Here is a 22095-nt window from a genome sequence, read left to right on the forward strand (position 1 = left end):
CAGAAAACCCCGCCGAAGCGGGGTTTCTGGTGCAGCAGCGAACGTCAGATCGCGCCGCGCTGGCGCAGCACATCCAGCACTTGCTTCACGCCGTCCTCGACGCTGGTGCTCTGGGTGTCGATCACCAGGTCCGCATCCAGCGGCACATCGAACGGGAAGCTTTCACCCGGGATGTTGTCGCCACCGGCGGCATACAGGCCCTGTGGGTCGCGCTCGCGGCACGCCAGCGGCGAAGCCTGGACGTAGACGGTCACCAGGCGTTCCTTGCCGATCAGCGCCTTGGCCTGCTCGCGGCCTTCGGCATCCGGGGCGACGAAGGCGGCCAGGGTCAGCAGGCCGGCTTCGTTGAACTGGCGCGCCACGTGAGCGGCGCGACGCCAGTTCTCGGTGCGACCGGCGCGATCCTGCGGCAAGCCCTTGTTCAGGTCATGGCGCAGGTTCTGGCCGTCGAGCACGTAGACAGCACGGCCCATGTCGAACAGCTTGCGCTCCACGGCGTAGGCCAGGGTGCTCTTGCCGGCGCCCGACAGGCCACTGAACAGCACGGTAGCTGGCTGCTGGCCGAAGCGCAGGGCACGCTCCTCGGTGGAGACGTGGGCGAGCTTGCCGTGCTGACCGGTGCCGCCGTGCGGCAGCACCGGCGGCGCGATGATCATGCCGGCGCCGACGGTGCCGTTGGTCAGGCGATCGATGACGATGAACGCACCGGTGGTGCGGTTGCTGTCGTAGCCGTCCAGCGCGATGGCGGCGTCCAGGGCGACCTTGACGCGACCGATCTCGTTCAGTTGCAGCGCACTGGCGGCGCCCTGCTCCAGGGTGTTCACATCGACCTTGTGGGTGATGCTGGCAATCGAGCCTGGCACATAGCTGGTGGCGCGCTTGATGTCGTACTTCTTGCCCGGAAGCATTGGCTCCTCGGCCATCCACACCAGCATGGCCTCGAACTGGTCGGCCACCTGCGGGACGTTGTCGGCATGCACCAGCAGATCGCCGCGGGAGATGTCGATCTCGTCTTCCATGGTCAGGGTCACGGCCTGACCTGGGCCTGCGTTCTCCAGCTCGCCCTCGTAGGTGACGATGGACTTGACGCGGCTGCTCTTGCCCGACGGCAGCACCACGATATCGTCGCCCTTGTGCACCACGCCACTGGCGATGGTGCCGGCAAAGCCGCGGAAGTTCAGGTTCGGGCGATTGACGTACTGCACCGGGAAACGCAGATCGGTGACGTTGCGGTCAGCCGAAACCTCGACGGTCTCGAGGATCTCCATCAGCGCCGGGCCCGTGTACCACGGCGAGCGCTCGCTGCGGTTGACGACGTTGTCGCCCTTGAGCGCCGACATCGGCACGAAGTGCAGGCTCGACGGCTTCAGGTCGATGGCGTCGGCGAACTTCAGGTAGTCGGCCTTGATCGACTCGAAGACCTGCTCGTCAAAGCCTTTGAGGTCCATCTTGTTGATCGCGACGACGATGTGCTTGATGCCCAGCAACGAGGCGATATAGCTGTGGCGGCGGGTCTGAGTCTGCACGCCGTAGCGGGCATCGACCAGGATGATCGCCAGGTCGCAGGTCGAGGCGCCGGTAGCCATGTTGCGGGTGTACTGCTCGTGGCCCGGGGTGTCGGCGATGATGAACTTGCGCTTGGCGGTGGAGAAGTAGCGGTAGGCGACATCGATGGTGATGCCCTGCTCGCGCTCGGCCTGCAGGCCATCGACCAGCAACGCCAGGTCGACTTCCTCGCCCGTGGTACCGGACTTCTTCGAGTCACGGGTGATGGCCTCGAGGTGGTCCTCGTAGATCATCTTGGAGTCGTGCAGCAGGCGCCCGATCAGGGTGCTCTTGCCGTCATCCACGTTGCCGCAGGTGAGGAAACGCAGCAGTTCTTTGCGCTCGTGCTGAGCCAGATAAGCGAGGATGTCTTCGCTGATCAAATCGGATTGGTGCGACATGGAGTAACCCTGAAGTTAGAAGTAGCCCTGACGTTTCTTGTCTTCCATGGAGCCGGCGCCATCGTGGTCGATGACTCGGCCCTGACGCTCGGAAGTACGCGTCAGAAGCATTTCCTGAATGATGTCGGTCAGCGTTTCGGCTTCGGACTCGACAGCGCCCGTCAACGGGTAGCAGCCCAGGGTACGGAAACGCACCTTCTTCTTGACGATGCGCGCCTTCTCCTCGTCGCTCAGGTGCTCGAGGATGCGATCGTCGTCGATCATGATCAGGGTGCCGTTCTTCTCGATGACTTCACGCTCGGCGGCGAAGTACAGCGGCACGATCGGGATGCCTTCGAGGTAGATGTACTGCCAGATGTCCAGCTCGGTCCAGTTCGACAGCGGGAAGACGCGGATCGACTCGCCCTTGTTGACCTTGCCGTTGTAGACGTTCCACAGCTCCGGACGCTGGTTCTTCGGGTCCCAGCGGTGCTTGCTGTCGCGGAACGAGTAGACGCGCTCCTTGGCCCGCGACTTCTCTTCATCGCGGCGCGCGCCACCGAAGGCGGCGTCGAAACCATGCTTGTCCAGGGCCTGCTTCAGGCCTTGGGTCTTCATGATGTCGGTGTGCTTGGAGCTGCCGTGGGTGAAGGGGTTGATCCCCTGCGCCACACCCTCGGGGTTGACGTGGGTGATCAGCTCCAGCCCCATTTCCTCGACCATCTTGTCGCGGAAGCGGTACATCTCCTGGAATTTCCACTGGGTGTCGACGTGCATCACCGGGAACGGCAGCTTGCCCGGGAAGAAAGCCTTGCGCGCCAGGTGCAGCATCACGGCGGAGTCCTTGCCGATCGAGTACAGCATCACCGGGTTGTCGAACTCGGCGGCCACCTCGCGGATGATGTGGATGCTCTCCGCCTCCAGCTGTTTCAAGTGCGTCAGTTTGTCGACCATGGCTACTCACGAAAAACGATCTTATGGACGGCCAGCGGGCCGTGTTCGAGCGAGCCACTTTATCACAGCGCCTGATTCTATTTAGGCGGGCTGCTAGATCGAAACGGTCTAATGATATGACTGGGGGTTTGAGGACCGCACCTGCCTAAATCGGATTCGGGCAATCGATGAACAGGTGCTCCAGGGCAAAGCGCTTGGCCAGGTAGTCGCCCAGCGCCTGCACCCCATAGCGTTCGGTGGCGTGGTGCCCTGCTGCAATGAAGCTGATGCCGTTCTCGCGCGCGCTGTGGTACGTCTGCTCGGAGGCCTCGCCGCTGATGAACAGGTCGACACCCGCGGCGATGGCGTTGTCGATATAGCCCTGGCCGCCACCGGTACACCAGCCGACCCGGCGGATCATCCCCTCCCCCTCGACCAACAGCGGCTCGCGGCCCATGACTTCGCGCACGCGGCGGGCGAAATCGCCGGCCGACATGGGCTCGGCGAGCGAGCCGATCAGGCCGACCACCCGCGGGTTTTCGGGGTCGAGAGGGCCTTCGACGGTGATGTCGAGCTGGCGCGCCAACTGCACGTTGTTGCCCACCTCAGGGTGCACGTCCAGCGGCAGGTGGAAGGCCAGCAGGCTGATGTCGTGCTTGAGCAGGGTCTTGATGCGTCGCTGCTTGATCCCGGTGATGCACGGGCTCTCGCCCTTCCAGAAGTAGCCATGGTGCACCAGCACCAGGTCGGCCTCGGCTTCGACTGCGGCATCGAGCAAGGCCTGGCTGGCCGTGACGCCCGTGACGATGCGGCTGACCTGCGGACGCCCCTCGACCTGCAGGCCGTTGGGGCAGTAATCCTGGATCTTGGCGCTGGACAGGTAGCGCTCGGCTTCCTCGACCAGGGTGCTAAGGGCGACGGCCATGGAAAATCTCCTCGTAATTCGCTGCTTCAACGGGCGCCAGGCCTCGTATACTGGGCGCCATTATGGGCCGTCGCCGGACTCGGGGAAACCGGCGTACATCAGCTTCGGCTGCTTCGCGATCCATACCCTCACCGATCACCGAGGTGTATGATCGCGCGCGTTCGCGCCCCGGCCCTCGTCCCATTTCCAGGATTCATTCGATGCTCAAGGCTTTGCGTTACTTTGGCTGGCCCCTGCTCACTGGCGTACTGATCGCCGCACTGATCATCCAGCGTTTCCCGGAATGGGTCGGCCTGCCCAGCCAGGACGTCAACCTGCAACAGGCACCGCAGACTTCCCGGATCATGCAGGGCCCGGTCAGCTATGCCGACGCCGTCACCCTGGCGGCGCCCGCGGTCGCCAACCTGTACACCACCAAAGTGGTGAACAAGAGCGCCCATCCGCTGTTCGAAGACCCGCAGTTCCGTCGTTTCTTCGGCGACAACCTGCCCAAGCAGCGGCGCTGGGAGTCGAGCCTGGGCTCGGCGGTGATCATGAGCCCTGAAGGCTACCTGCTGACCAACAACCACGTGACCAGCGGGGCCGACCAGATCGTGGTGGCGCTCAAGGATGGCCGCGAGACCCTGGCCCGGGTCATCGGCAGCGACCCGGAAACCGACCTGGCGGTGCTGAAGATCGACCTGAAGAACCTGCCAGCCATCACCATCGGCCGCTCCGACAACATCCACATCGGCGATGTCTGCCTGGCCATCGGCAACCCCTTCGGCGTCGGCCAGACCGTGACCATGGGCATCATCAGCGCCACCGGCCGCAACCAGCTGGGGCTGAACAACTACGAAGACTTCATCCAGACCGACGCGGCCATCAACCCGGGCAACTCCGGCGGTGCACTGGTCGACGCCAACGGCAATCTGATCGGCATCAACACCGCGATCTTCTCCAAATCCGGCGGTTCGCAGGGTATCGGTTTCGCCATCCCCGCCAAGCTTGCGCTGGAGGTGATGAAGTCGATCGTCGAGCATGGCCAGGTGATTCGCGGCTGGCTGGGCATCGAGGTGCAGCCATTGAGCGAAGAGTTGGCCGAGTCGTTCGGCATGCAGGGGCGTCCGGGCATCGTTGTCGCCGGTATTTTCCGCGACGGCCCGGCCCAGCGTGCGGGGCTGCAACTGGGTGACGTGATCATGAGCATCAATGGCGAGCCGGCCGGCGATGGTCGCAGGTCGATGAACCAGGTGGCACGAATCAAACCCAGCGAGAAGATCAGCATCGAGGTGATGCGCAATGGCAAGCAGTTGAAGCTGATTGCCGAGGTCGGGCTGCGTCCGCCACCGGCGCCGGTGGCGACCAAGGAAGAAAAGTAACAACAAGATGGGGCCGCTTTGCGGCCCCAGTCACATCAGTGCAGGATCTGGCTCAGGAACAACTTGGTCCGGTCACTGCGCGGCCGGTCGAAAAAGTCATCCGGCGAGGCCTGCTCGACGATCTCGCCCTTGTCCATGAAGATCACCCGGTTCGCCACGGTGCGGGCGAAGCCCATCTCGTGGGTGACGCAGAGCATGGTCATGCCGTCTTCGGCCAGGCCGACCATGGTGTCGAGCACCTCCTTGACCATTTCCGGATCGAGTGCCGAAGTCGGCTCGTCGAACAGCATGATCTTGGGCTTCATGCACAGCGCGCGGGCAATGGCCACACGTTGCTGCTGACCGCCCGACAACTGCCCCGGAAACTTGTGCGCCTGCTCTGGAATACGCACACGCTCCAGGTAATGCATGGCAATTTCCTCGGCCTTGCGCTTGGGCATCTTGCGAACCCACATCGGTGCCAGGGTGCAGTTCTCGAGGATGGTCAGGTGCGGGAACAGGTTGAAGTGCTGGAACACCATGCCGACTTCACGACGGATCGCCTCGATCTGCTTGAGGTCGTTGGTCAGCTCCACGCCATCGACGACGATGCGCCCCTGCTGGTGCTCTTCCAATCGGTTCAGGCAGCGGATGGTGGTGGACTTGCCCGAGCCGGACGGCCCGCACAGGACGATGCGCTCGCCCTGACGTACGTTCAGATTGATATCCTTGAGCACATGGAACTGGCCATACCACTTGTTCACACCCTGCATCTGGATGATGCCTTCGGGGCCGGCAGGCTGCTTGATCGCTTCACTCATTTCGAAACTCCTAACGCTTGTGGCCAGTGTCCAGCTTGCGCTCCAGGTGCATGGAGTAGCGGGACATACCGAAACAGAAAATCCAGTAGACCAGGGCCGCGAACACGTAGCCCTCGGTCGCCATGCCGAGCCAGGCAGGATCTGCCGTGGCTTGGCGGGTGCTGTTGAGCAGGTCGAACAGGCCGATGATGATCACCAGGCTGGTGTCCTTGAACAGCGCGATGAAGGTGTTGACGATGCCGGGGATCACCAGCTTCAGGGCCTGCGGCAAGATCACCAGGCCCATGGCACGCCAATAGCCCAGCCCCATCGCCGCGGCTGCCTCGTACTGCCCCTTGGGAATCGCCTGCAGGCCGCCGCGAACCACCTCGGCAATGTAGGCCGACTCGAACAGGATCACGAAAATCATCGCCCGCAGCAGCTTGTCGAAGCTCGTGCCCTCGGGCATGAACAGCGGCAGCATCACGGACGACATGAACAGCACGGTGATCAGCGGAATGCCACGCCAGAACTCGATGAAAGTCACCGACACGGCCTTGACCACCGGCATCTTCGAGCGCCGTCCCAGTGCGAGCAGGATGCCCAGCGGCAAGGCTGCGGCGATGCCTACGGTCGCAATGACCAAGGTCAGCATCAGGCCGCCCCATTGCGAGGTCGGCACCAGCGTCAGGCCGAAGCTGCCACCGTGCAGCAGCAGGTAGGCGAGGATCGGATACAGCACCAGATAACCAATACCGTAGGGCACCTTGCGCGGGAACCGGCGGATGAACAGCGGTGCGGCGGCGATCACGCCCAGCCACACGGTCAGGTCGACCCGCCAGCGCAACTGGCTCGGGTAATAGCCGTACATGAACTGGCCGATGCGTTGCTGGATGAACACCCAGCATGCGCCGTCCTTGGTGCAGTCCGCGCGGGTCGTGCCCGTCCAGTTGGCGTCCAGGAACGCCCACTGCAGCAGTGCCGGCACGATCAGCCAGATCAGGTAGATCGCGAACAGGGTCAACAGCGTGTTGATCCAGCTGGAGAACAGGTTGGCGCGCATCCACGCCAGCACGCCGACGGTCTTCACCGGTGGCGGCATATCGGGTTTGAAAACATGGGAAGTCATGCGCCTGTCCTCACCGCTCGATCAGCGCAATGCGCTTGTTGTACCAGTTCATCAGCAACGAGATGCTGATGCTGATCGTCAGATACACAGCCATGGTGATCGCCATGACCTCGACCGACTGGCCGGTCTGGTTCAGCACCGTGCCGGCAAACAGCGACACCAATTCCGGATAGCCGATGACCGCCGCGAGCGACGAGTTCTTCGTCAGGTTCAGGTATTGGCTGGTCAGCGGCGGAATGATCACCCGCATCGCCTGCGGAATGATGACCTTGCGCAAGGTCGGCCCTTCGCGCAGCCCCAGCGAACGGGCCGCTTCGGTCTGGCCATGGCTGACCGAGCGGATACCCGCGCGCACGATTTCGGCGATGAAGGCGGCGGTGTAGATCGACAGTGCCAGGGTCAGCGCGAGGAATTCGGGAATCAGCACCCAGCCGCCGACGAAGTTGAAACCTTTGAGCTGCGGCACTTCCCACTGCAATGGGTTGCCAAACAGCAGCGCGCTGATACCGGGAATGCCAACGAGCAGCGCCAGCCCTACCCAGAACTTGTGGAACGGCTGGCCGGTTTCATCGAAGCGTTTGTTGGCGTAGCGCACCATCAGGGCAGTGGCCACGACCGCCAGCAGCACCGCCACGACGAACGGCCAGAACCCTTCGCCGATGGAGGCTCCGGGCATGTTCACGCCACGGCTGCTGATGAAGAACAGGTCATCGATGTTGATGCTGCCGCGTGGCCCCGGCAGGGCGGTGAATACCGCGAAGTACCAGAACAGGATCTGCAGCAGCGGTGGAATGTTACGGAAGGTCTCGACGTAAACGGCCGCCAGCTTGCTGATCACCCAGTTCGAGGATAACCGGGCAACGCCGACGACGAAGCCAAGCACGGTGGCGATGATGATGCCGATGACGCTTGCCAGCAGGGTATTGAGCAGGCCAACCAGCAACACCCGTGCATAGGTGTCGGCTTCGGTGTAGTCGATCAGGTGCTGGGCGATGCCGAAACCGGCACTGCGCTCGAGAAAGTCGAAGCCCGAGGTGATCCCTCGGTGCTGCATGTTGGTCTGGGTGTTGTGGATGAGGTACCAGCCCAGGCCGATCACGGCCACGACCGTGAGGATCTGGAACAGCCACGCGCGCACACGTGGATCGCTCAGGGATAACCCTTTCCGTGCGCCGATATGATTTTGCATGAAATGCCCCGAAAAGAAGGGAGTCGAACGACCCGCGACGGCCGGATGCCGTCGCGGGGGGCAGCCATCAGCGCACAGGCGGTGCGTACTGGATGCCGCCGTTGTTCCACAGGGCATTCAAGCCGCGGTCGATTTCCAGCGGGGTGCTCTTGCCCAGGTTCTTCTCGAATACTTCACCGTAGTTGCCGACTTGCTTGACGATCTGCACTACCCAGTCCTTGGGCAGTTTCAGGTCCTTGCCGTACTCGCCGTCGGCACCCAGCAGGCGGGCGACGTCAGGGTTCTTGGTGGATTTGGCTTCGGCCTCGACGTTCTTCGAGGTCACGCCTGCTTCTTCGGCGTTGAGCATGGCGTAGAGGGTCCACTTGACGATGCTGAACCACTCCTCGTCGCCTTTACGCACGACCGGGCCCAGGGGCTCCTTGGAGATGGTTTCCGGCAGCACCACGTACTCGGTGGGAGCCGCCAGCTTGGAGCGCTGTGCGTAGAGCTGCGACTTGTCGGAGGTCAGCACGTCGCAACGACCGGACTCCAGCGACTTGGCGCTCTCGTCAGAGGTGTCGAAGGTGATCGGGGTGTATTTCAGGCCATTGGCGCGGAAGTAGTCGGAGACGTTCAGCTCGGTGGTGGTACCGGCCTGGATGCAGATGGTCGCGCCATCGAGCTCCTTGGCGCTGGAAACGCCCAGCTTCTTGTTCACCAGGAAGCCCACGCCGTCATAGTAGGTGACACCGGCGAATACCAGGCCCATGCCAGCGTCACGCGAGCTGGTCCAGGTGGTGTTGCGCGACAGTACGTCGACTTCGCCGGACTGCAGCGCGGTGAAGCGCTCCTTGGCGTTGAGCTGGCTGAACTTGACCTTGGTGGCGTCGCCGAACACGGCGGCAGCCACGGCGCGGCAGACGTCGGCGTCGATGCCGACGATCTTGCCTTGGGCGTCAGGAACGGAGAAGCCCGGGAGGCCGTCGCTCACGCCACACTGGACGAAGCCCTTCTTCTTTACCGCATCGAGCGTGGCGCCAGCCTGGGCGGCGCCCACGGTGCCCAGGGTGGCGGCAGCGGTCAGGACTGCCAGCGTGGTTTTCAACATCTTCATCAACAACCTCCAAATGCTCTTGTTGTACCGAGCCGGAATTGCACCGCACCCTTATGAGGCGCATCCGACCCTTGTTGGCTTGTTTTTGGGTCAATTGGCGCAATGGGCTGTTCTGTGACAGCCTTCCATCCACGTGGGCGGGTGTTACCGTTCAGGTCCCCGTCCATCGCATCGGTACGAACGTAGCAAAGCGCGTACCATAGTTGCCGCCTTAAGCGTTTAAGCATGCGTCAAGGGGGTAAAGTTGTAGAGTTGCGACATCTTTTTATGGCACTAACCACCAGCGCCTTCTTTTTACGCACTCAATAAGTTCTTACGCACTTTTTCGGAGCAGTCATGACCAACCCGCTGATTCTCGAACCCCAGAAGACCGCCGACGCCTGTGTGATCTGGTTGCACGGCCTGGGGGCCGACCGTTACGACTTCCTACCGGTGGCCGAATTCATGCAGGAACGTCTGCAAAGCACCCGTTTCATCATGCCCCAGGCGCCGACCCGGCCGGTCACCATCAACGGCGGCTATGCCATGCCGAGCTGGTACGACATCAAGGCCATGACCCCGGCCCGGGCCATCGACGAGGCGCAACTTGAAGAATCGGCCGACCAGGTCATCGAGCTGATCAAGGCCGAGCAGGCCAAGGGCATCAACCTGTCGAGGATCATCCTCGCCGGATTTTCCCAGGGCGGCGCCGTAGTGCTGCATACCGCCTATATAAAGTGGCAGGAAGCGCTCGGCGGGGTGATCGCCCTGTCCACCTACGCACCGACCTTCAACGAAAGCCATCAGCTCAGCGCTTGCCAGCAACGTACCCCGGCCCTATGCCTGCATGGCGTGCATGACCCGGTGGTGATCCCGTCGATGGGCCGCACGGCCTTCGAGTACCTGAACACCTGGGGCGTGGCCGCGCGCTGGCACGAATACCCCATGGAACACGAGGTGGTGGTCGAGGAACTGAGCGATATCCACGACTGGCTGGCCAAGCGCCTGCTGTAAATCGACGTGCGCCTGTAGCCGTCGGCGCATTGGACTACACCCGGTACTACGCCGAGCCTGGATCTTGCATTACACTGCCCGGCGTACATTCCTTAACCAGTTGACGAGACGACCGTGCTCAAGGCACTCAAGAAAATATTCGGCAAGGGAGACGCCGCCCCACAGGCCGTCGCGCCCGCTGCCCCCGTGATTGCACCCACGCCTCAGCCTGCACCGGCCCGGCCCCCGAAACCGCCAAGAGCGAAGTCTGCGCCGCGCAGCCAGCCCGAACCTGTGGCCAAGGCTGAAGCCGCGCCTGTCGAGCCGCCCCGGGAAAAAACCCGCCGTGAGCGCAAACCCAAGCCCCAGGCCAGCCTGTGGAAGCCCGAGGACTTCGTGGTCGAGCCTCAGGAAGGCAAGACCCGCTTCCACGACTTCAAGCTCTCCAACGAGCTGATGCATGCCATCCACGACCTGGGCTTCCCCTACTGCACGCCGATCCAGGCCCAGGTCCTGGGTTACACCCTGCGTGGCCAGGATGCCATCGGCCGGGCCCAGACCGGCACCGGCAAGACGGCCGCGTTCCTGATCTCGATCATCTCGCAGCTGCAGCAGACCCCGCCGCCCAAGGAACGCTACATGGGCGAGCCGCGTGCCCTGATCATCGCCCCGACCCGCGAACTGGTGGTGCAGATCGCCAAGGACGCCGAGGCCCTGACCAAGTACAGCGGGCTGAACGTGATGAGCTTCGTCGGCGGCATGGAGTACGACAAGCAGCTCAAGGCCCTGGAAAAGCGCTACTGCGACATCCTGGTCGCCACCCCGGGCCGCCTGCTGGACTTCCAGCAACGCGGCGAAGTGCACCTGGATATGGTCGAGGTGATGGTGCTGGACGAAGCCGACCGCATGCTCGACATGGGCTTCATCCCACAGGTCCGCCAGATCATCCGCCAGACCCCGCCCAAGAGCGAACGCCAGACCCTGCTGTTCTCCGCCACCTTCACCGACGACGTCATGAACCTGGCCAAGCAGTGGACCACTGATCCGGCCATCGTCGAGATCGAGCCGGAGAACGTCGCCAGCGAGACGGTCGAGCAGCACGTCTATGCCGTGGCGGGCAGCGACAAGTACAAGCTGCTGTACAACCTGGTCACGCAGAACAAGTGGGAACGGGTGATGGTCTTCGCCAACCGCAAGGACGAGGTGCGGCGCATCGAGGAGAAGCTGGTGCGCGACGGCATCAATGCCGCCCAACTGTCGGGCGATGTGCCGCAGCACAAGCGCATCCGTACCCTGGAAAACTTCCGCGAAGGGCGCATCACCGTGCTGGTGGCCACCGACGTGGCCGGGCGCGGGATCCATATCGACGGTATCAGCCACGTGATCAACTTCACCCTGCCGGAAGACCCGGACGACTACGTGCACCGCATCGGCCGTACCGGCCGTGCAGGCACCAGTGGTGTGTCGATCAGTTTTGCCGGCGAGGATGACTCCTACCAGTTGCCGGCGATCGAGGAACTGCTGGGGCGCAAGATCAAGTGCGAGATGCCGCCGGATGAATTGCTCACGCCAGTGCCGCGCAAGCATCACTGATCGGTACTGGATTCTTCACGGGCAAGTCGGGTCGCCGCACCTCCGCTCCCACAGGTAATGTGCTGGACCTGAGGGCAGCGGGTACCTGTAGGCGCCGACTTGCCCGCGAACCGGGGCAACGCCCCGGCCATCAGGCAGAGGTTCTACCAGCGCCCGGCAGCATCCTGGTCACTCTGCCTGCCTTCGACCCACCTCGGACCTTCCTGAGTGTTCTCCTTCTTCCAGAACGGCGCCCGGGTCTTGAGATAGTCCATGATGAAGTTGCAGGCATCGAACGCGGCCTGCCGATGGGCACTGGCGACACCCACGAACACGATCGGCTCACCCGGCTCCAGCGCGCCGATGCGGTGCAGCACCTCGACCTTGAGCAACGGCCAGCGCTGCTCGGCCTCGACCACGATCTTGGCCAGGGCCTTCTCGGTCATGCCTGGGTAGTGCTCGAGAAACATCCCCGCCACTTCGCGACCATCGTTGAAGTCGCGCACATAACCGACGAACCCCACCACCGCGCCCACGCCAACATTGGCAGCGTGCATGGCATTGACCTCGGAACCGGGGTCGAACGCCGCCTGCTGTACCCGTACGCCCATGCTCAACCTCCGGTCACCGGCGGGAAGAAGGCAAGCTCATCGCCGTCCTCGACCGGCTCATCGAGCCTGCACAGCTCCTCGTTACGCGCGCACATCAGGTTCTGCTCGGCCAGCACGGCGTAAACGCCGCCTCTGGCAACCAGCGCCTGGCGCACGTCGTCGAGCACCTTGAAATCCCCTTCCAGACGCTCGGCATCAACGCCAAGCAGCTCACGGTAACGGGCGAAATAGAGGGCCTTGATCTTCATCACCCCTCCACCTTGTAGTGGCCGCTCTTGCCGCCGAGCTTCTCCAGCAGGCGCACCTGCTCGATGACCATGCCCTTGTCCACGGCCTTGCACATGTCGTAGATCGTCAGCGCCGCGACGCTGGCGGCGGTCAGGGCCTCCATCTCGACACCGGTCTGCCCGGCCAGCTTGCAACGGGCAACGATATGCACCACATCTTCGCCTTCGGCAGCCAGCTCGACCTTGACGCTGGTGAGCATCAGCGGATGGCACAGCGGGATCAGGTCGCTGGTCTTCTTCGCCGCCTGGATACCTGCGATGCGCGCCACGGCGAACACATCGCCCTTGGGATGCTCGCCGTCGACGATCATCCGCAAGGTCTGCGGCAACATGCGCACCCGTGCCTCGGCGATCGCCTCGCGCGCAGTCACGGCTTTTTCAGTGACGTCGACCATGTTGGCACGCCCCTGGGAATCGAGATGAGTCAGCACTGCTCTGCTCCTGTGAAGGGAAAGCAGAGTGTAAACCTGTGGGTCAGCTTTGCGCAGGGGAATGTGTCGGCAGGCTCGGCCTCATAACAGGGCTCGCCCGCCCCCACAACCGTGTGGGAGCGGGCGAGCCTGCGTAATGAGCGATCCGAGTCTACAGATGCGACTCGGCGTACTCGGCCAGTACCGAACGCGGCACACCCTGCAGGGTGATGTGCACGCCATGGGGGAAGTCCTTGAAGCGCTCGGTCAGGTAGGTCAGGCCCGAGCTGGTCGCGGACAGGTAGGGGGTGTCGATCTGCGCCAGGTTGCCCAGGCAGACCACCTTGGAGCCAGAGCCTGCACGGGTGATGATGGTCTTCATCTGGTGCGGGGTGAGGTTCTGGCATTCGTCGATCAGGATCAGGCTCTGCTGGAAGCTGCGGCCACGGATGTAGTTCAGCGACTTGAACTGCAGCGGGACCCGTTCGAGGATGTATTCGACACTGCCATGGGTGCTTTCGTCATCCATGTGCAACGCCTCGAGGTTGTCGGTGATGGCGCCCAGCCAGGGCTCCATTTTTTCCGCCTCGGTGCCCGGCAGGAAGCCGATCTCCTGGTCCAGCCCCTGCACGCTGCGGGTGGCGATGATACGCCGGTAGCGCTTGCTGACCATGGTCTGCTCGATGGCTGCAGCCAGTGCCAGGATGGTTTTGCCCGAGCCGGCCGCGCCGGTGAGATTGACCAGGTGGATGTCCGGGTCGAGCAGGGCGAACAGCGCCAGGCTCTGGTGGATGTCGCGGGGCTTGAGGCCCCAGGCTTCCTGATGCAGCAGCGGCTCCTGGTGCAGGTCGAGCAATAGCAGCTCGTTCTCGCGAATGCCCTTGATCCAGCCGACGAAGCCTTGCTCGTCGATGATGAACTCATTGACGTGCACAGCCGGCAGGTTGTCGATCAGTTGTACGCGATGCCAGGTGCGGCCCCGTTCCTGGCGGGTGTCGACCTTGCTGACCCGGTCCCAGAAGGAGCCGGTGACCGAGTGGTAGCCCTTCGAGAGCAGGGACACATCGTCGACCAATTGGTCGGTGCTGTAGTCCTCGGCGGCGATGCCACAGGCGCGCGCCTTCAGGCGCATGTTGATGTCTTTGGTGACCAGCACCACGTCCAGGTCAGCCCGCCTGGCACGCAGCTCCAGCAGTTGGTTGATGATGATGTTGTCGTTGAGGTTTTCCGGCAGCAGCCGGTTCGGTTCGTTGCGCGGGCTCATCAGGATCGACAGGAAGCCCTTCGGCCCGCCCTTGCCACGCTGGATCGGCACCCCTTGCTCGACATCGTTGGGCGATGCATCACCGAGGGTCTGGTCGATCAGGCGAATGGCCTGGCGACATTCGGCGGCGATGGTCTGTTTACCGGTCTTGAGCTTGTCGAGTTCCTCCAGCACCGTCATCGGTATGGCGACGTGGTGCTCCTCGAAGTTGAGCAAAGCGTTGGGATCGTGAATCAGGACGTTGGTATCGAGCACATACAGGATTGGCTGGGTGGAGGAAGGGTTGCGTCCTTGGTCATCCATACTCGGTCACCTTATGTGAAAGCAGGACGGCACAGCTTCGCTGCACCGCAGAGTGACCGCCGTTCTCCCCGTATCCGCGTCGTTACGGGCGGGGAGCGCACCTGGCAAAGGAGGGCCTGGATGACGCCACCTGTGCTGCAGGAATCGGCTGTCTGATTCCTTCATACCGCAAAAGGCGTGACGGAAAAAAGACTTTTTACGCTCCGGTGAAGTTTATTTTGCCGAATGACGAACCGCGCTTGGCGATAAGGTGACGGGGGACTACAGTCAATGATGGACCCTGGATTTTCTGCCTCGGCTCTGTATGAAAAGCCTTGAGACGAAGGTCAGGCAAGGCGAAAACAGCCGAGGAACGGTCGGAGTCGCGCTCGACTTTACGGGTTGTAAATGAGCATTCCGACCGGGCTGGCGCACCAGGCTGTTTTCAACGCAGCATCACCGAGTATCAAGGCTTTCAGACAGAGCCTAGCGCAGATGCGCGTATTCCATGCAATCCTCCCACCCGATTCCGCTCTGCGCCGTTTGCTGCAACAGCCATTCCAGCGCCGGCTGTGCCTTGGGCAAGGTATCGTGGAACTGGATCACACCCTTGCGCCATAGCAGCATCAAGGTCATCACCCGCTGGGCCGACTGCTCGGCATCCAGCGCGCTGTCGTCCTGGGCGTCGATATCCCACAGTGACACCTGCAGCCCTTGCGCCGCCATGAACGCCTCGCCGTCGGCGCGGCGCTGCCCATAGGGTGGGCGGAACAGCGGCACGTACTGCTCGGGCATCAGCCCCTGCACCTGCGCCTGGCTGCGCCGCAGGGAATCCTGCCAGCCCTGCCACTGGGCGTGGGAGCGATACTCCCAGCCCTGAATCCCCACGCACTGTCCAGCGTAGAGCGCCGCGACATTGGCCCCCTGGGCCATGTCGCGGCGCTGCTGCACACGGTTGCCCAGCACGAAGAACACTGCGCCCAGCTTTTGCCGGCGCAGGTAATCGCTGAGCAGGTCCGTGTTGCTGCCGACCGGGCCAGGGCCGCCGACGAACGTCAGCAGGAACATCCGGTCGTTGAGTTCATCGCCACTTCGCTCGCCATTCGACAGCCGCTCGATCTCGCTGCTGGTCTGTGGAAACAAGGCCGCCTTGCGCAATTGCTCGTCAAGGTAACGGACGTTGAACTGATGGCTAGGCTCGACCCATTCTTTGTAGAATTCGCCGACATCTGTAGCGAACGTAGCCGAACGTGTACGCAAATCTGCCATCGAATCCAGCGGATAGCAGAACGATGCATCCTGCTCGCAACTAAGCTGGGCCTGCTGGAAGTTTTCCCACAACCGCTGCCACATGCGCGCCCGCACCGAACGGATCATCGCCAGGTTGATCTGCCGCAGCCCCAGGCGCGCCGCCAGGGCGCGCTCATCGAGCATCTCGCTTTCATGCAGCACCTGCGCGAAGGAGAGGATCTGCGCGCGCGATGCCACGTCGAACAGCACCGGGCTGTCGAGTTGCTCGGGCCAATGGCTGCGGTCGAAGCTGACGGAATTGGCTGGAGCGGCCTGCACAGCCAGGCTGAACAACCCGGCCAGCACGGCGAAGGCAATGCGCACGATCGGTTCTCCCTAAACGGATGATGCGCACTATAGCGCCTGCCCCGGCGATGGTCTGTGACTATCGTCACCATAGTTTGGCGTTGCCCTGCTGGCCCCGTAGAATCGTCGCCGACGATTTCAGGAGCCGACCCATGCTGACGGTGATTTCCCCCGCCAAGACCCTCGACTACGACACCCCACCGGTAACCCAGCGCCATACCCTGCCGCAGTACCTGGACGATTCGCAGACGTTGATCACCCAACTGCGCGAGCTGTCGCCGGCGCAGATCGCCGAGCTGATGCACCTGTCCGACAAGCTTGCCGGCCTCAATGCCGCGCGTTTCGGCAGCTGGACCCCAGACTTCACCCCCGCCAACGCCAAGCAGGCGCTGCTGGCGTTCAAGGGCGACGTATACACAGGCCTGGATGCCGAAACCCTTGGCGAGGACGACTTCAGCTATGCCCAGCAACACCTGCGCATGCTCTCGGGCCTTTATGGCCTGCTGCGGCCGCTGGACCTGATGCAGCCCTATCGCCTGGAAATGGGCACCAAGCTCGCGAACGCACGCGGCAAGGACCTCTACGCCTTCTGGGGCACGCGCATCAGCGAATGGCTGAACCAGGCCCTGGCCGAACAAGGCGATGACCTGCTGCTGAACCTGGCCAGCAACGAGTACTTCAGCGCCGTTAAGAAGAATGCGCTGAATGCCCGCGTGATCAACGTCGACTTCAAGGATTTGAAGAACGGCCAGTACAAGATAATCAGCTTCTACGCCAAGAAGGCGCGTGGCCTGATGAGCCGCTTCGTGATCCAGGAGCGCATCAACGATCCCGAGCAGCTCAAGCGCTTCGACGTGCAAGGCTACTACTACAGCGCCGAACAATCGAAGCCCGACCACCTGGTGTTCCTGCGCGACCACCCAGCGGACTAGCCCTGCTTCCCCGTCTTGCAGGAGCGCTCCAACAAGCGCGCTCCTGCAAACCCCGCCTCAAAAAAGCCAAATTACCGGCGCCAAAAAACAGGCAAGGCTGAGCTTATCGCCAAACGCCATAAGACCGTTCGTAGTTTTTTGACGAATTTTGAAAAAATTTTTCCGATACTGGCATATAACCATCTCATCTTGTTTTCGCCCTTTATATATAGGGGTGAAACCCATCCGTGCTATCAGAATGAAAGTATTTCTCACTGAAAAAATATTTAGAAATCTTTCATCTGCCCTGAACGCACCTCGGAACTTCTCCCTTCGCAGATCGCTCATAGCACCCGTAACGAATCACGAGCGTGCAACGTGAGAGATGACTTACAGAGGACAAGTGGCAGGTACTCACTACCTGCACTGATAACTTCGACTACCGCTTCGGTATAACCAAGCGGTCTGTTAAAGCAGGAGAGCCGCGCCCCTTACTAATCGTCCTAGTGGTTGATTTCAAAGGATTTATTCACTTGAAAGAACAAGCACAGCAGCGCACCCGATAACGCGTTGCAATAAAGACGGCTGCATCTCAGGGCACGCCTTTTTATAACTGGCCTTTTACTGCCAACTTTGAGCGCAGCACTGTTTGCGCTCCGGATTCATTCATGCCTGCGTTCGGTGAAGTGTCAATTCGCCATGGATCCGTGCGCCCGTAAAAGCAGGTCAATCAACCCGGTCCGGTTCTTCGAAAGAGCCGGCGTGATAAACACACGAGGTGAATACGATGCGTATCAGCATCTTTGGTTTGGGTTACGTGGGTGCCGTCTGTGCAGGTTGCCTGTCGGCAAGGGGCCATGAAGTGATTGGTGTGGATGTATCCACCACCAAGATCGACCTCATCAACCAGGGCAAGTCGCCAATCGTCGAGCCGGGTCTGGAGCAACTCCTGCAGCAAGGCATCGCCAATGGTCGCCTGCGTGGCACCACCGACTTCGCCGAGGCGATCCGCGCCAGCGACGTGTCGATGATCTGTGTCGGCACCCCGAGCAAGAAGAACGGCGACCTGGGCCTGGAATACATCGAATCGGTGTGCCGCGAGATCGGCTACGTGCTGCGCGACACCACCCGCCGCCACACCATCGTGGTACGCAGCACCGTGCTGCCAGGCACGGTGAAGAACGTGGTGATCCCGATCCTTGAAGACTGCTCGGGCAAGAAGGCCGGCGTCGATTTCGGCGTGGCGGTCAACCCCGAGTTCCTGCGTGAAAGTACCGCGATCAAGGACTACGACCAGCCTCCGATGACCGTCATCGGCGAACTGGACAGCGCCAGCGGCGACGTGCTGCAGGCGATCTACGAAGAGCTCGACGCGCCGATCATCCGCAAGCCGATCGAAGTGGCCGAGATGATCAAGTACACCTGCAACGTCTGGCACGCCACCAAGGTGACCTTCGCCAACGAGATCGGCAACATCGCCAAGGCGGTCGGCGTCGATGGTCGCGAAGTGATGGACGTGGTCTGCCAGGACAAGGCCCTGAACCTGTCGCAGTACTACATGCGCCCTGGCTTCGCCTTCGGCGGTTCGTGCCTGCCCAAGGACGTGCGCGCCCTCACCTACCGCGCTGCCAGCCTCGATGTGAAGGCGCCGCTGCTCGACTCGCTGATGCGCAGTAACGAGTCGCAGGTGCAGAACGCCTTCGACATCATCGAAAGCCACGACAAGCGCAAGATCGCCCTGCTGGGCCTGAGCTTCAAGGCCGGCACCGACGACCTGCGCGAAAGCCCACTGGTGGAACTGGCCGAGCGCCTGATCGGCAAAGGTTACGAGCTGAACATCTACGACCAGAACGTCGAGTACGCCCGTGTCCACGGCGCCAACAAGGACTACATCGAGTCGAAGATCCCGCATGTCTCGTCGCTGCTCAACGCCGACTTCCAGCAGGTGGTCGATGGCGCCGACGTCATCATCCTCGGCAACCGCGACGAACAGTTCCGCGCCCTTGCCCAGCAGGCGCCGGAAGGCAAGCAGGTGATCGACCTGGTCGGCTTCATGAGCAAGCCCACCAGCACCCTCACCCGCACCGAAGGCATCTGCTGGTAAGCCAGCCCGACGCGGGGCCGGTCGGCCCCGCATTCTCCTGATTCTCGCGACGGATGCTGAACATGCAAAGGCTCCAGACAGTGCTGTTGCAGTGCGCCGGATGGCTGCTCTACATGAGCCTGCTCATGCTGATCGCCCTGGCCCTGCCCAGCGATATCTTCGATTCGCAGTCGAAGCACTTCATCTTCCTGGTCGGCGCAGTCGGCATCTGGCGCTACTCCATGGGCGCCACCCATTTCATCCGCGGCATGATCTTCCTGTACCTGGTCTACCCCTACCTGCGCCGCAAAGTGCAGAAGCTGGGCAAGGCAGCCGAACCGTCTCATGTGTACCTGATGGTCACCAGCTTTCGCATCGATGCGCTGACCACCGCCCAGGTGTACAGCTCGGTGATCCGCGAAGCGATCGAATGCGGCTATCCGACCACCGTGGTCTGCTCGCTGGTGGAGAAGTCCGACGAGCTGCTGGTCAAGAGCCTGTGGGCCAAGTACAACCCGCCCGAGCACGTCGCCCTGGACTTCGTGCGCATCGCCGGTACCGGCAAGCGCGACGGTCTGGCGTATGGCTTTCGTGCCATCTCGCGGATGCTGCCGGATGAAAACGCCGTGGTCGCGGTGATCGACGGCGACACCGTGCTGGCCGAGGGCGTAGTTCGCAAGACCGTGCCCTGGTTCAAGCTCTACCCCAATGTCGGTGGCCTGACCACCAACGAATTCTGCGAAGTGCGCGGCGGCTACATCATGAGCGAGTGGCACAAGCTGCGCTTCGCCCAGCGCCACATCAACATGTGCTCGATGGCGCTGTCCAAGCGCGTGCTGACCATGACCGGGCGCATGTCGATGTTCCGCGCAAGCGTGGTCACCAACCCTGAGTTCATCGCCGACGTCGAAAGCGACTCGCTGATGCACTGGCGCCTGGGCCGCTTCAAGTTCCTCACCGGCGACGACAAGTCGAGCTGGTTCAGCCTGATGCGCCTGGGCTACGACACCTTCTACGTGCCGGACGCGGCGATCAACACGGTCGAGCATCCGCCGGAGAAGAGCTTCGTCAAGGCCAGCCGCAAGCTGATGTACCGCTGGTATGGCAACAACCTGCGGCAGAACTCCCGCGCCCTGGGCCTGGGCCTCAAGCGCCTGGGACTGTTCACCAGCATCGTGCTGCTCGACCAGCGTGTGTCGATGTGGACCAGCCTGCTGGGCCTGACCGTGGCCGTGATCGCCAGCTTCAAGTTCGGCCTGCAGTTCCTGCTGGTGTACCTGCTGTGGATCGGCATCACCCGCCTGATCCTCACCATCATGCTGCTGTGCTCGGGCCACAGTGTCGGCCCGGCCTATCCGCTGATCCTCTATTACAACCAGATCGTCGGCGCGCTGATGAAGATCTACGTGTTCTTCCGCCTCGACAAGCAGTCCTGGACCCGCCAGCCGACTGCCCTGAAACGTGACCTCGCCAGCTTTCAACAATGGTTCAACACCTGGTCCTCTCGGACCATGACCTTCTCGGCCGCCAGCATCTTCGTCGCTGTGCTGTTCATGGTCGTGTGAGCCCAACCCGGATCGATCCAACAGGAACAAATCGCCATGAATACCGCCGTGAACGTCAACGTCGTGCATGAGTCCGAAGCCCAGCGCCAGCACGCCCGGGTGCGCATCCCGGCCAAGCTGCGCTACCTGGACAGCGAGCGCCAGCCGCAGGATGTGAAGGTCGACGACCTCTCCGCCGGTGGTCTGTCGTTCCATGCCAAAAAAGCCCTCCCGGTCGGTGATGTCGTGCGTGGTCGCCTACAGTTCGTGGTCGACAACCTGGGGCTGTCGATGGACATCGAGTTCCTGGTGCGCTCGAGCGATCCACAAAGCGGCCGCACCGGTGTCGAATTCCAGAACCTGGAACCGCGCGATATCGCCACCCTGCGCCACATCATCACCTCCCACCTGTCCGGCGAGCTGATCAGCGTCGGTGATGTGCTCAGTACCCTGCAGCGCGACAACTTCACCAAGGCGCGCAAGCAGAAGGACGCAGGCTCCGGCCTTTCGGCCTTCGGTCGCCTGCGTGCCGTCACCGTCACCCTGGGCGTGTTCGTGGTCGGCATCGCCGCCTTCGGTTTCGTCGCCAAATCGCTGTACGGTCTGTACTTCGTCAGCCACGCCGAGGCCGGTGTGGTCGCAGTACCGACTACCAACGTCACCATGCCCCGCGACGGCAGCATGCAGAGCCTGGTGGAAAACGGTGCGCAGGTGGTCAAGGGCGCGCCGCTGGCAACCTTCAACACCAGCATGCTCGACCTGCTCAAGGGCCATCTGGACGACTCGCAACTGGAGCCAGCCAAGGTCGAGGAACTGTTCGGCAAGCAACTTTCCGGCACCCTCACCAGCCCCTGTGATTGCGTGGTCGCCCGCCAGCTGGTGGATGACGGCCAGTACGCCAGCAAGGGCCAGGTGGTCTACCAGTTGATCCCGCGCACCACCAACCCGATGGTCGAGGCACGCTTCAGCTATCGCCAGTTCGACGAGGTCAAGCCGGGCACCCGGGTCAACTTCCAGATCGCCGGCGAAGACGAGGTGCGCACCGGTGTGATCGTCGGCAGCGCCAGCCTGGACAACGACAACCTGGCTTCGGACATTCGCGTGCAGATCAAGCCAGACGAGTCGCTGCCTGCAGCGCTGGCCGGCCGCCCGGCTTCGGTGAACAGCGACCGCGGTCCCTCGCTGAACTGGCTGATCGACAAGGCCGTGGCCCGCGGGCTCTGAGG

Annotated in this window: 19 protein-coding genes; 7 read left to right on the forward strand and 12 right to left on the reverse strand. The window is 62.3% G+C overall.

The features are described from left to right. Positions 1-44 precede the first annotated feature (44 nt). From cysN to AB688_RS23170, 3 genes are all read right to left on the reverse strand, one after another. The gene (gene cysN, locus AB688_RS23160) at positions 45-1946 is read right to left on the reverse strand and encodes a sulfate adenylyltransferase subunit CysN (RefSeq protein ID WP_054893978.1); all 1902 of its coding nucleotides are present in this window, start codon (positions 1944-1946) and stop codon (positions 45-47) included. A gap of 15 nt (positions 1947-1961) precedes the next feature. Continuing rightward, entirely contained in the window at positions 1962-2879 is a 918-nt protein-coding gene (gene cysD, locus AB688_RS23165) for a sulfate adenylyltransferase subunit CysD (RefSeq protein WP_009408193.1), read from the reverse strand. Between the two features lie 145 nt (positions 2880-3024). Further along, the gene (locus tag AB688_RS23170; RefSeq protein ID WP_063546024.1) at positions 3025-3783 is read right to left on the reverse strand and encodes a Nif3-like dinuclear metal center hexameric protein; all 759 of its coding nucleotides are present in this window, start codon (positions 3781-3783) and stop codon (positions 3025-3027) included. Positions 3784-3983: 200 nt separating this feature from the next. Here AB688_RS23170 and algW point away from each other — a divergent pair, with 200 nt between their 5' ends. Continuing rightward, positions 3984-5144 carry a Do family serine endopeptidase AlgW gene (algW, locus tag AB688_RS23175; RefSeq protein ID WP_063546025.1) on the forward strand — a complete coding sequence of 387 codons (1161 nt, stop codon included), beginning with the start codon at positions 3984-3986 and terminating at the stop codon, positions 5142-5144. Between the two features lie 35 nt (positions 5145-5179). Here algW and AB688_RS23180 read toward each other — a convergent pair whose 3' ends face one another. From AB688_RS23180 to AB688_RS23195, 4 genes are all read right to left on the reverse strand, one after another. Then, a complete protein-coding gene (locus AB688_RS23180; RefSeq protein ID WP_054893975.1) occupies positions 5180-5944 on the reverse strand; it encodes an amino acid ABC transporter ATP-binding protein in 765 nt (254 codons plus the stop codon). Positions 5945-5954: 10 nt separating this feature from the next. Beyond that, positions 5955-7052, reverse strand: coding sequence for an amino acid ABC transporter permease (locus AB688_RS23185; protein WP_063546026.1), 1098 nt, complete (start codon positions 7050-7052; stop codon positions 5955-5957). 10 nt (positions 7053-7062) lie between these two features. Then, positions 7063-8241, reverse strand: coding sequence for an amino acid ABC transporter permease (locus AB688_RS23190; protein WP_063546027.1), 1179 nt, complete (start codon positions 8239-8241; stop codon positions 7063-7065). 67 nt (positions 8242-8308) lie between these two features. After that, positions 8309-9337, reverse strand: coding sequence for an amino acid ABC transporter substrate-binding protein (locus AB688_RS23195; protein ID WP_054893972.1), 1029 nt, complete (start codon positions 9335-9337; stop codon positions 8309-8311). Positions 9338-9673: 336 nt separating this feature from the next. Between AB688_RS23195 and AB688_RS23200 the strand changes: the two genes are divergently transcribed. Continuing rightward, complete coding sequence (locus tag AB688_RS23200) at positions 9674-10330, forward strand: alpha/beta hydrolase (RefSeq protein WP_063546028.1); 657 nt, start codon at positions 9674-9676, stop codon at positions 10328-10330. Between the two features lie 114 nt (positions 10331-10444). Then, on the forward strand, positions 10445-11902 hold the full coding sequence (rhlB, locus tag AB688_RS23205; RefSeq protein ID WP_054893970.1) for an ATP-dependent RNA helicase RhlB: 1458 nt from the start codon (positions 10445-10447) through the stop codon (positions 11900-11902). A 143-nt stretch (positions 11903-12045) separates the two neighbouring features. Here rhlB and moaE read toward each other — a convergent pair whose 3' ends face one another. The 5 genes from moaE to AB688_RS23230 all read right to left on the reverse strand — a co-directional run bounded on the left by moaE (position 12046) and on the right by AB688_RS23230 (position 16349). After that, positions 12046-12492, reverse strand: a complete 447-nt coding sequence (gene moaE, locus AB688_RS23210; RefSeq protein WP_054894925.1) for a molybdopterin synthase catalytic subunit MoaE — start codon at positions 12490-12492, stop codon at positions 12046-12048. Positions 12493-12494: 2 nt separating this feature from the next. Further along, entirely contained in the window at positions 12495-12740 is a 246-nt protein-coding gene (locus AB688_RS23215) for a MoaD/ThiS family protein (RefSeq protein ID WP_063546029.1), read from the reverse strand. Continuing rightward, positions 12740-13210, reverse strand: a complete 471-nt coding sequence (gene moaC / locus AB688_RS23220) for a cyclic pyranopterin monophosphate synthase MoaC (RefSeq protein WP_054894923.1) — start codon at positions 13208-13210, stop codon at positions 12740-12742. The genes AB688_RS23215 and moaC overlap by 1 nt, the downstream gene beginning before the upstream one ends. A gap of 151 nt (positions 13211-13361) precedes the next feature. Beyond that, positions 13362-14756: a PhoH family protein gene (locus AB688_RS23225; RefSeq protein WP_063546030.1), complete on the reverse strand. Its 1395-nt coding sequence runs from the start codon at positions 14754-14756 to the stop codon at positions 13362-13364. Between the two features lie 465 nt (positions 14757-15221). Beyond that, positions 15222-16349: a polysaccharide deacetylase family protein gene (locus tag AB688_RS23230; protein ID WP_063546031.1), complete on the reverse strand. Its 1128-nt coding sequence runs from the start codon at positions 16347-16349 to the stop codon at positions 15222-15224. A 134-nt stretch (positions 16350-16483) separates the two neighbouring features. On the opposite strand from AB688_RS23230, the gene yaaA reads away from it, so the two are divergent. The 4 genes from yaaA (at position 16484) to AB688_RS23250 (ending at position 22093) form a co-directional block, all read left to right on the forward strand. After that, complete coding sequence (gene yaaA, locus AB688_RS23235) at positions 16484-17263, forward strand: peroxide stress protein YaaA (RefSeq protein WP_063546032.1); 780 nt, start codon at positions 16484-16486, stop codon at positions 17261-17263. 766 nt (positions 17264-18029) lie between these two features. Next, on the forward strand, positions 18030-19346 hold the full coding sequence (locus AB688_RS23240; protein ID WP_063546033.1) for a nucleotide sugar dehydrogenase: 1317 nt from the start codon (positions 18030-18032) through the stop codon (positions 19344-19346). Between the two features lie 62 nt (positions 19347-19408). After that, on the forward strand, positions 19409-20890 hold the full coding sequence (locus tag AB688_RS23245; RefSeq protein ID WP_172964813.1) for a glycosyltransferase family 2 protein: 1482 nt from the start codon (positions 19409-19411) through the stop codon (positions 20888-20890). A 36-nt stretch (positions 20891-20926) separates the two neighbouring features. Further along, positions 20927-22093, forward strand: coding sequence for an alginate biosynthesis protein Alg44 (locus tag AB688_RS23250; protein WP_063546034.1), 1167 nt, complete (start codon positions 20927-20929; stop codon positions 22091-22093). Positions 22094-22095: the final 2 nt, after the last annotated feature.

The sequence above is a fragment of the Pseudomonas putida genome (assembly GCF_001636055.1).
Taxonomy (GTDB): domain Bacteria; phylum Pseudomonadota; class Gammaproteobacteria; order Pseudomonadales; family Pseudomonadaceae; genus Aquipseudomonas; species Aquipseudomonas machongensis.

Excerpts from the sequence above, each read along its gene's own strand:
- AB688_RS23170 (WP_063546024.1), bottom strand. The coding sequence starts at position 3,783 with ATGGCCGTCGCCCTTAGCACCCTGGTCGAGGAAGCCGAGCGCTACCTG.
- AB688_RS23250 (WP_063546034.1), top strand. The coding sequence starts at position 20,927 with ATGAATACCGCCGTGAACGTCAACGTCGTGCATGAGTCCGAAGCCCAG.
- algW (WP_063546025.1), top strand. The coding sequence starts at position 3,984 with ATGCTCAAGGCTTTGCGTTACTTTGGCTGGCCCCTGCTCACTGGCGTA.
- AB688_RS23200 (WP_063546028.1), top strand. The coding sequence starts at position 9,674 with ATGACCAACCCGCTGATTCTCGAACCCCAGAAGACCGCCGACGCCTGT.
- cysD (WP_009408193.1), bottom strand. The coding sequence starts at position 2,879 with ATGGTCGACAAACTGACGCACTTGAAACAGCTGGAGGCGGAGAGCATC.
- cysN (WP_054893978.1), bottom strand. The coding sequence starts at position 1,946 with ATGTCGCACCAATCCGATTTGATCAGCGAAGACATCCTCGCTTATCTG.
- yaaA (WP_063546032.1), top strand. The coding sequence starts at position 16,484 with ATGCTGACGGTGATTTCCCCCGCCAAGACCCTCGACTACGACACCCCA.
- AB688_RS23185 (WP_063546026.1), bottom strand. The coding sequence starts at position 7,052 with ATGACTTCCCATGTTTTCAAACCCGATATGCCGCCACCGGTGAAGACC.
- AB688_RS23225 (WP_063546030.1), bottom strand. The coding sequence starts at position 14,756 with ATGGATGACCAAGGACGCAACCCTTCCTCCACCCAGCCAATCCTGTAT.
- AB688_RS23190 (WP_063546027.1), bottom strand. The coding sequence starts at position 8,241 with ATGCAAAATCATATCGGCGCACGGAAAGGGTTATCCCTGAGCGATCCA.
- moaE (WP_054894925.1), bottom strand. The coding sequence starts at position 12,492 with ATGGGCGTACGGGTACAGCAGGCGGCGTTCGACCCCGGTTCCGAGGTC.
- AB688_RS23180 (WP_054893975.1), bottom strand. The coding sequence starts at position 5,944 with ATGAGTGAAGCGATCAAGCAGCCTGCCGGCCCCGAAGGCATCATCCAG.
- AB688_RS23240 (WP_063546033.1), top strand. The coding sequence starts at position 18,030 with ATGCGTATCAGCATCTTTGGTTTGGGTTACGTGGGTGCCGTCTGTGCA.
- AB688_RS23245 (WP_172964813.1), top strand. The coding sequence starts at position 19,409 with ATGCAAAGGCTCCAGACAGTGCTGTTGCAGTGCGCCGGATGGCTGCTC.
- AB688_RS23195 (WP_054893972.1), bottom strand. The coding sequence starts at position 9,337 with ATGAAGATGTTGAAAACCACGCTGGCAGTCCTGACCGCTGCCGCCACC.
- AB688_RS23215 (WP_063546029.1), bottom strand. The coding sequence starts at position 12,740 with ATGAAGATCAAGGCCCTCTATTTCGCCCGTTACCGTGAGCTGCTTGGC.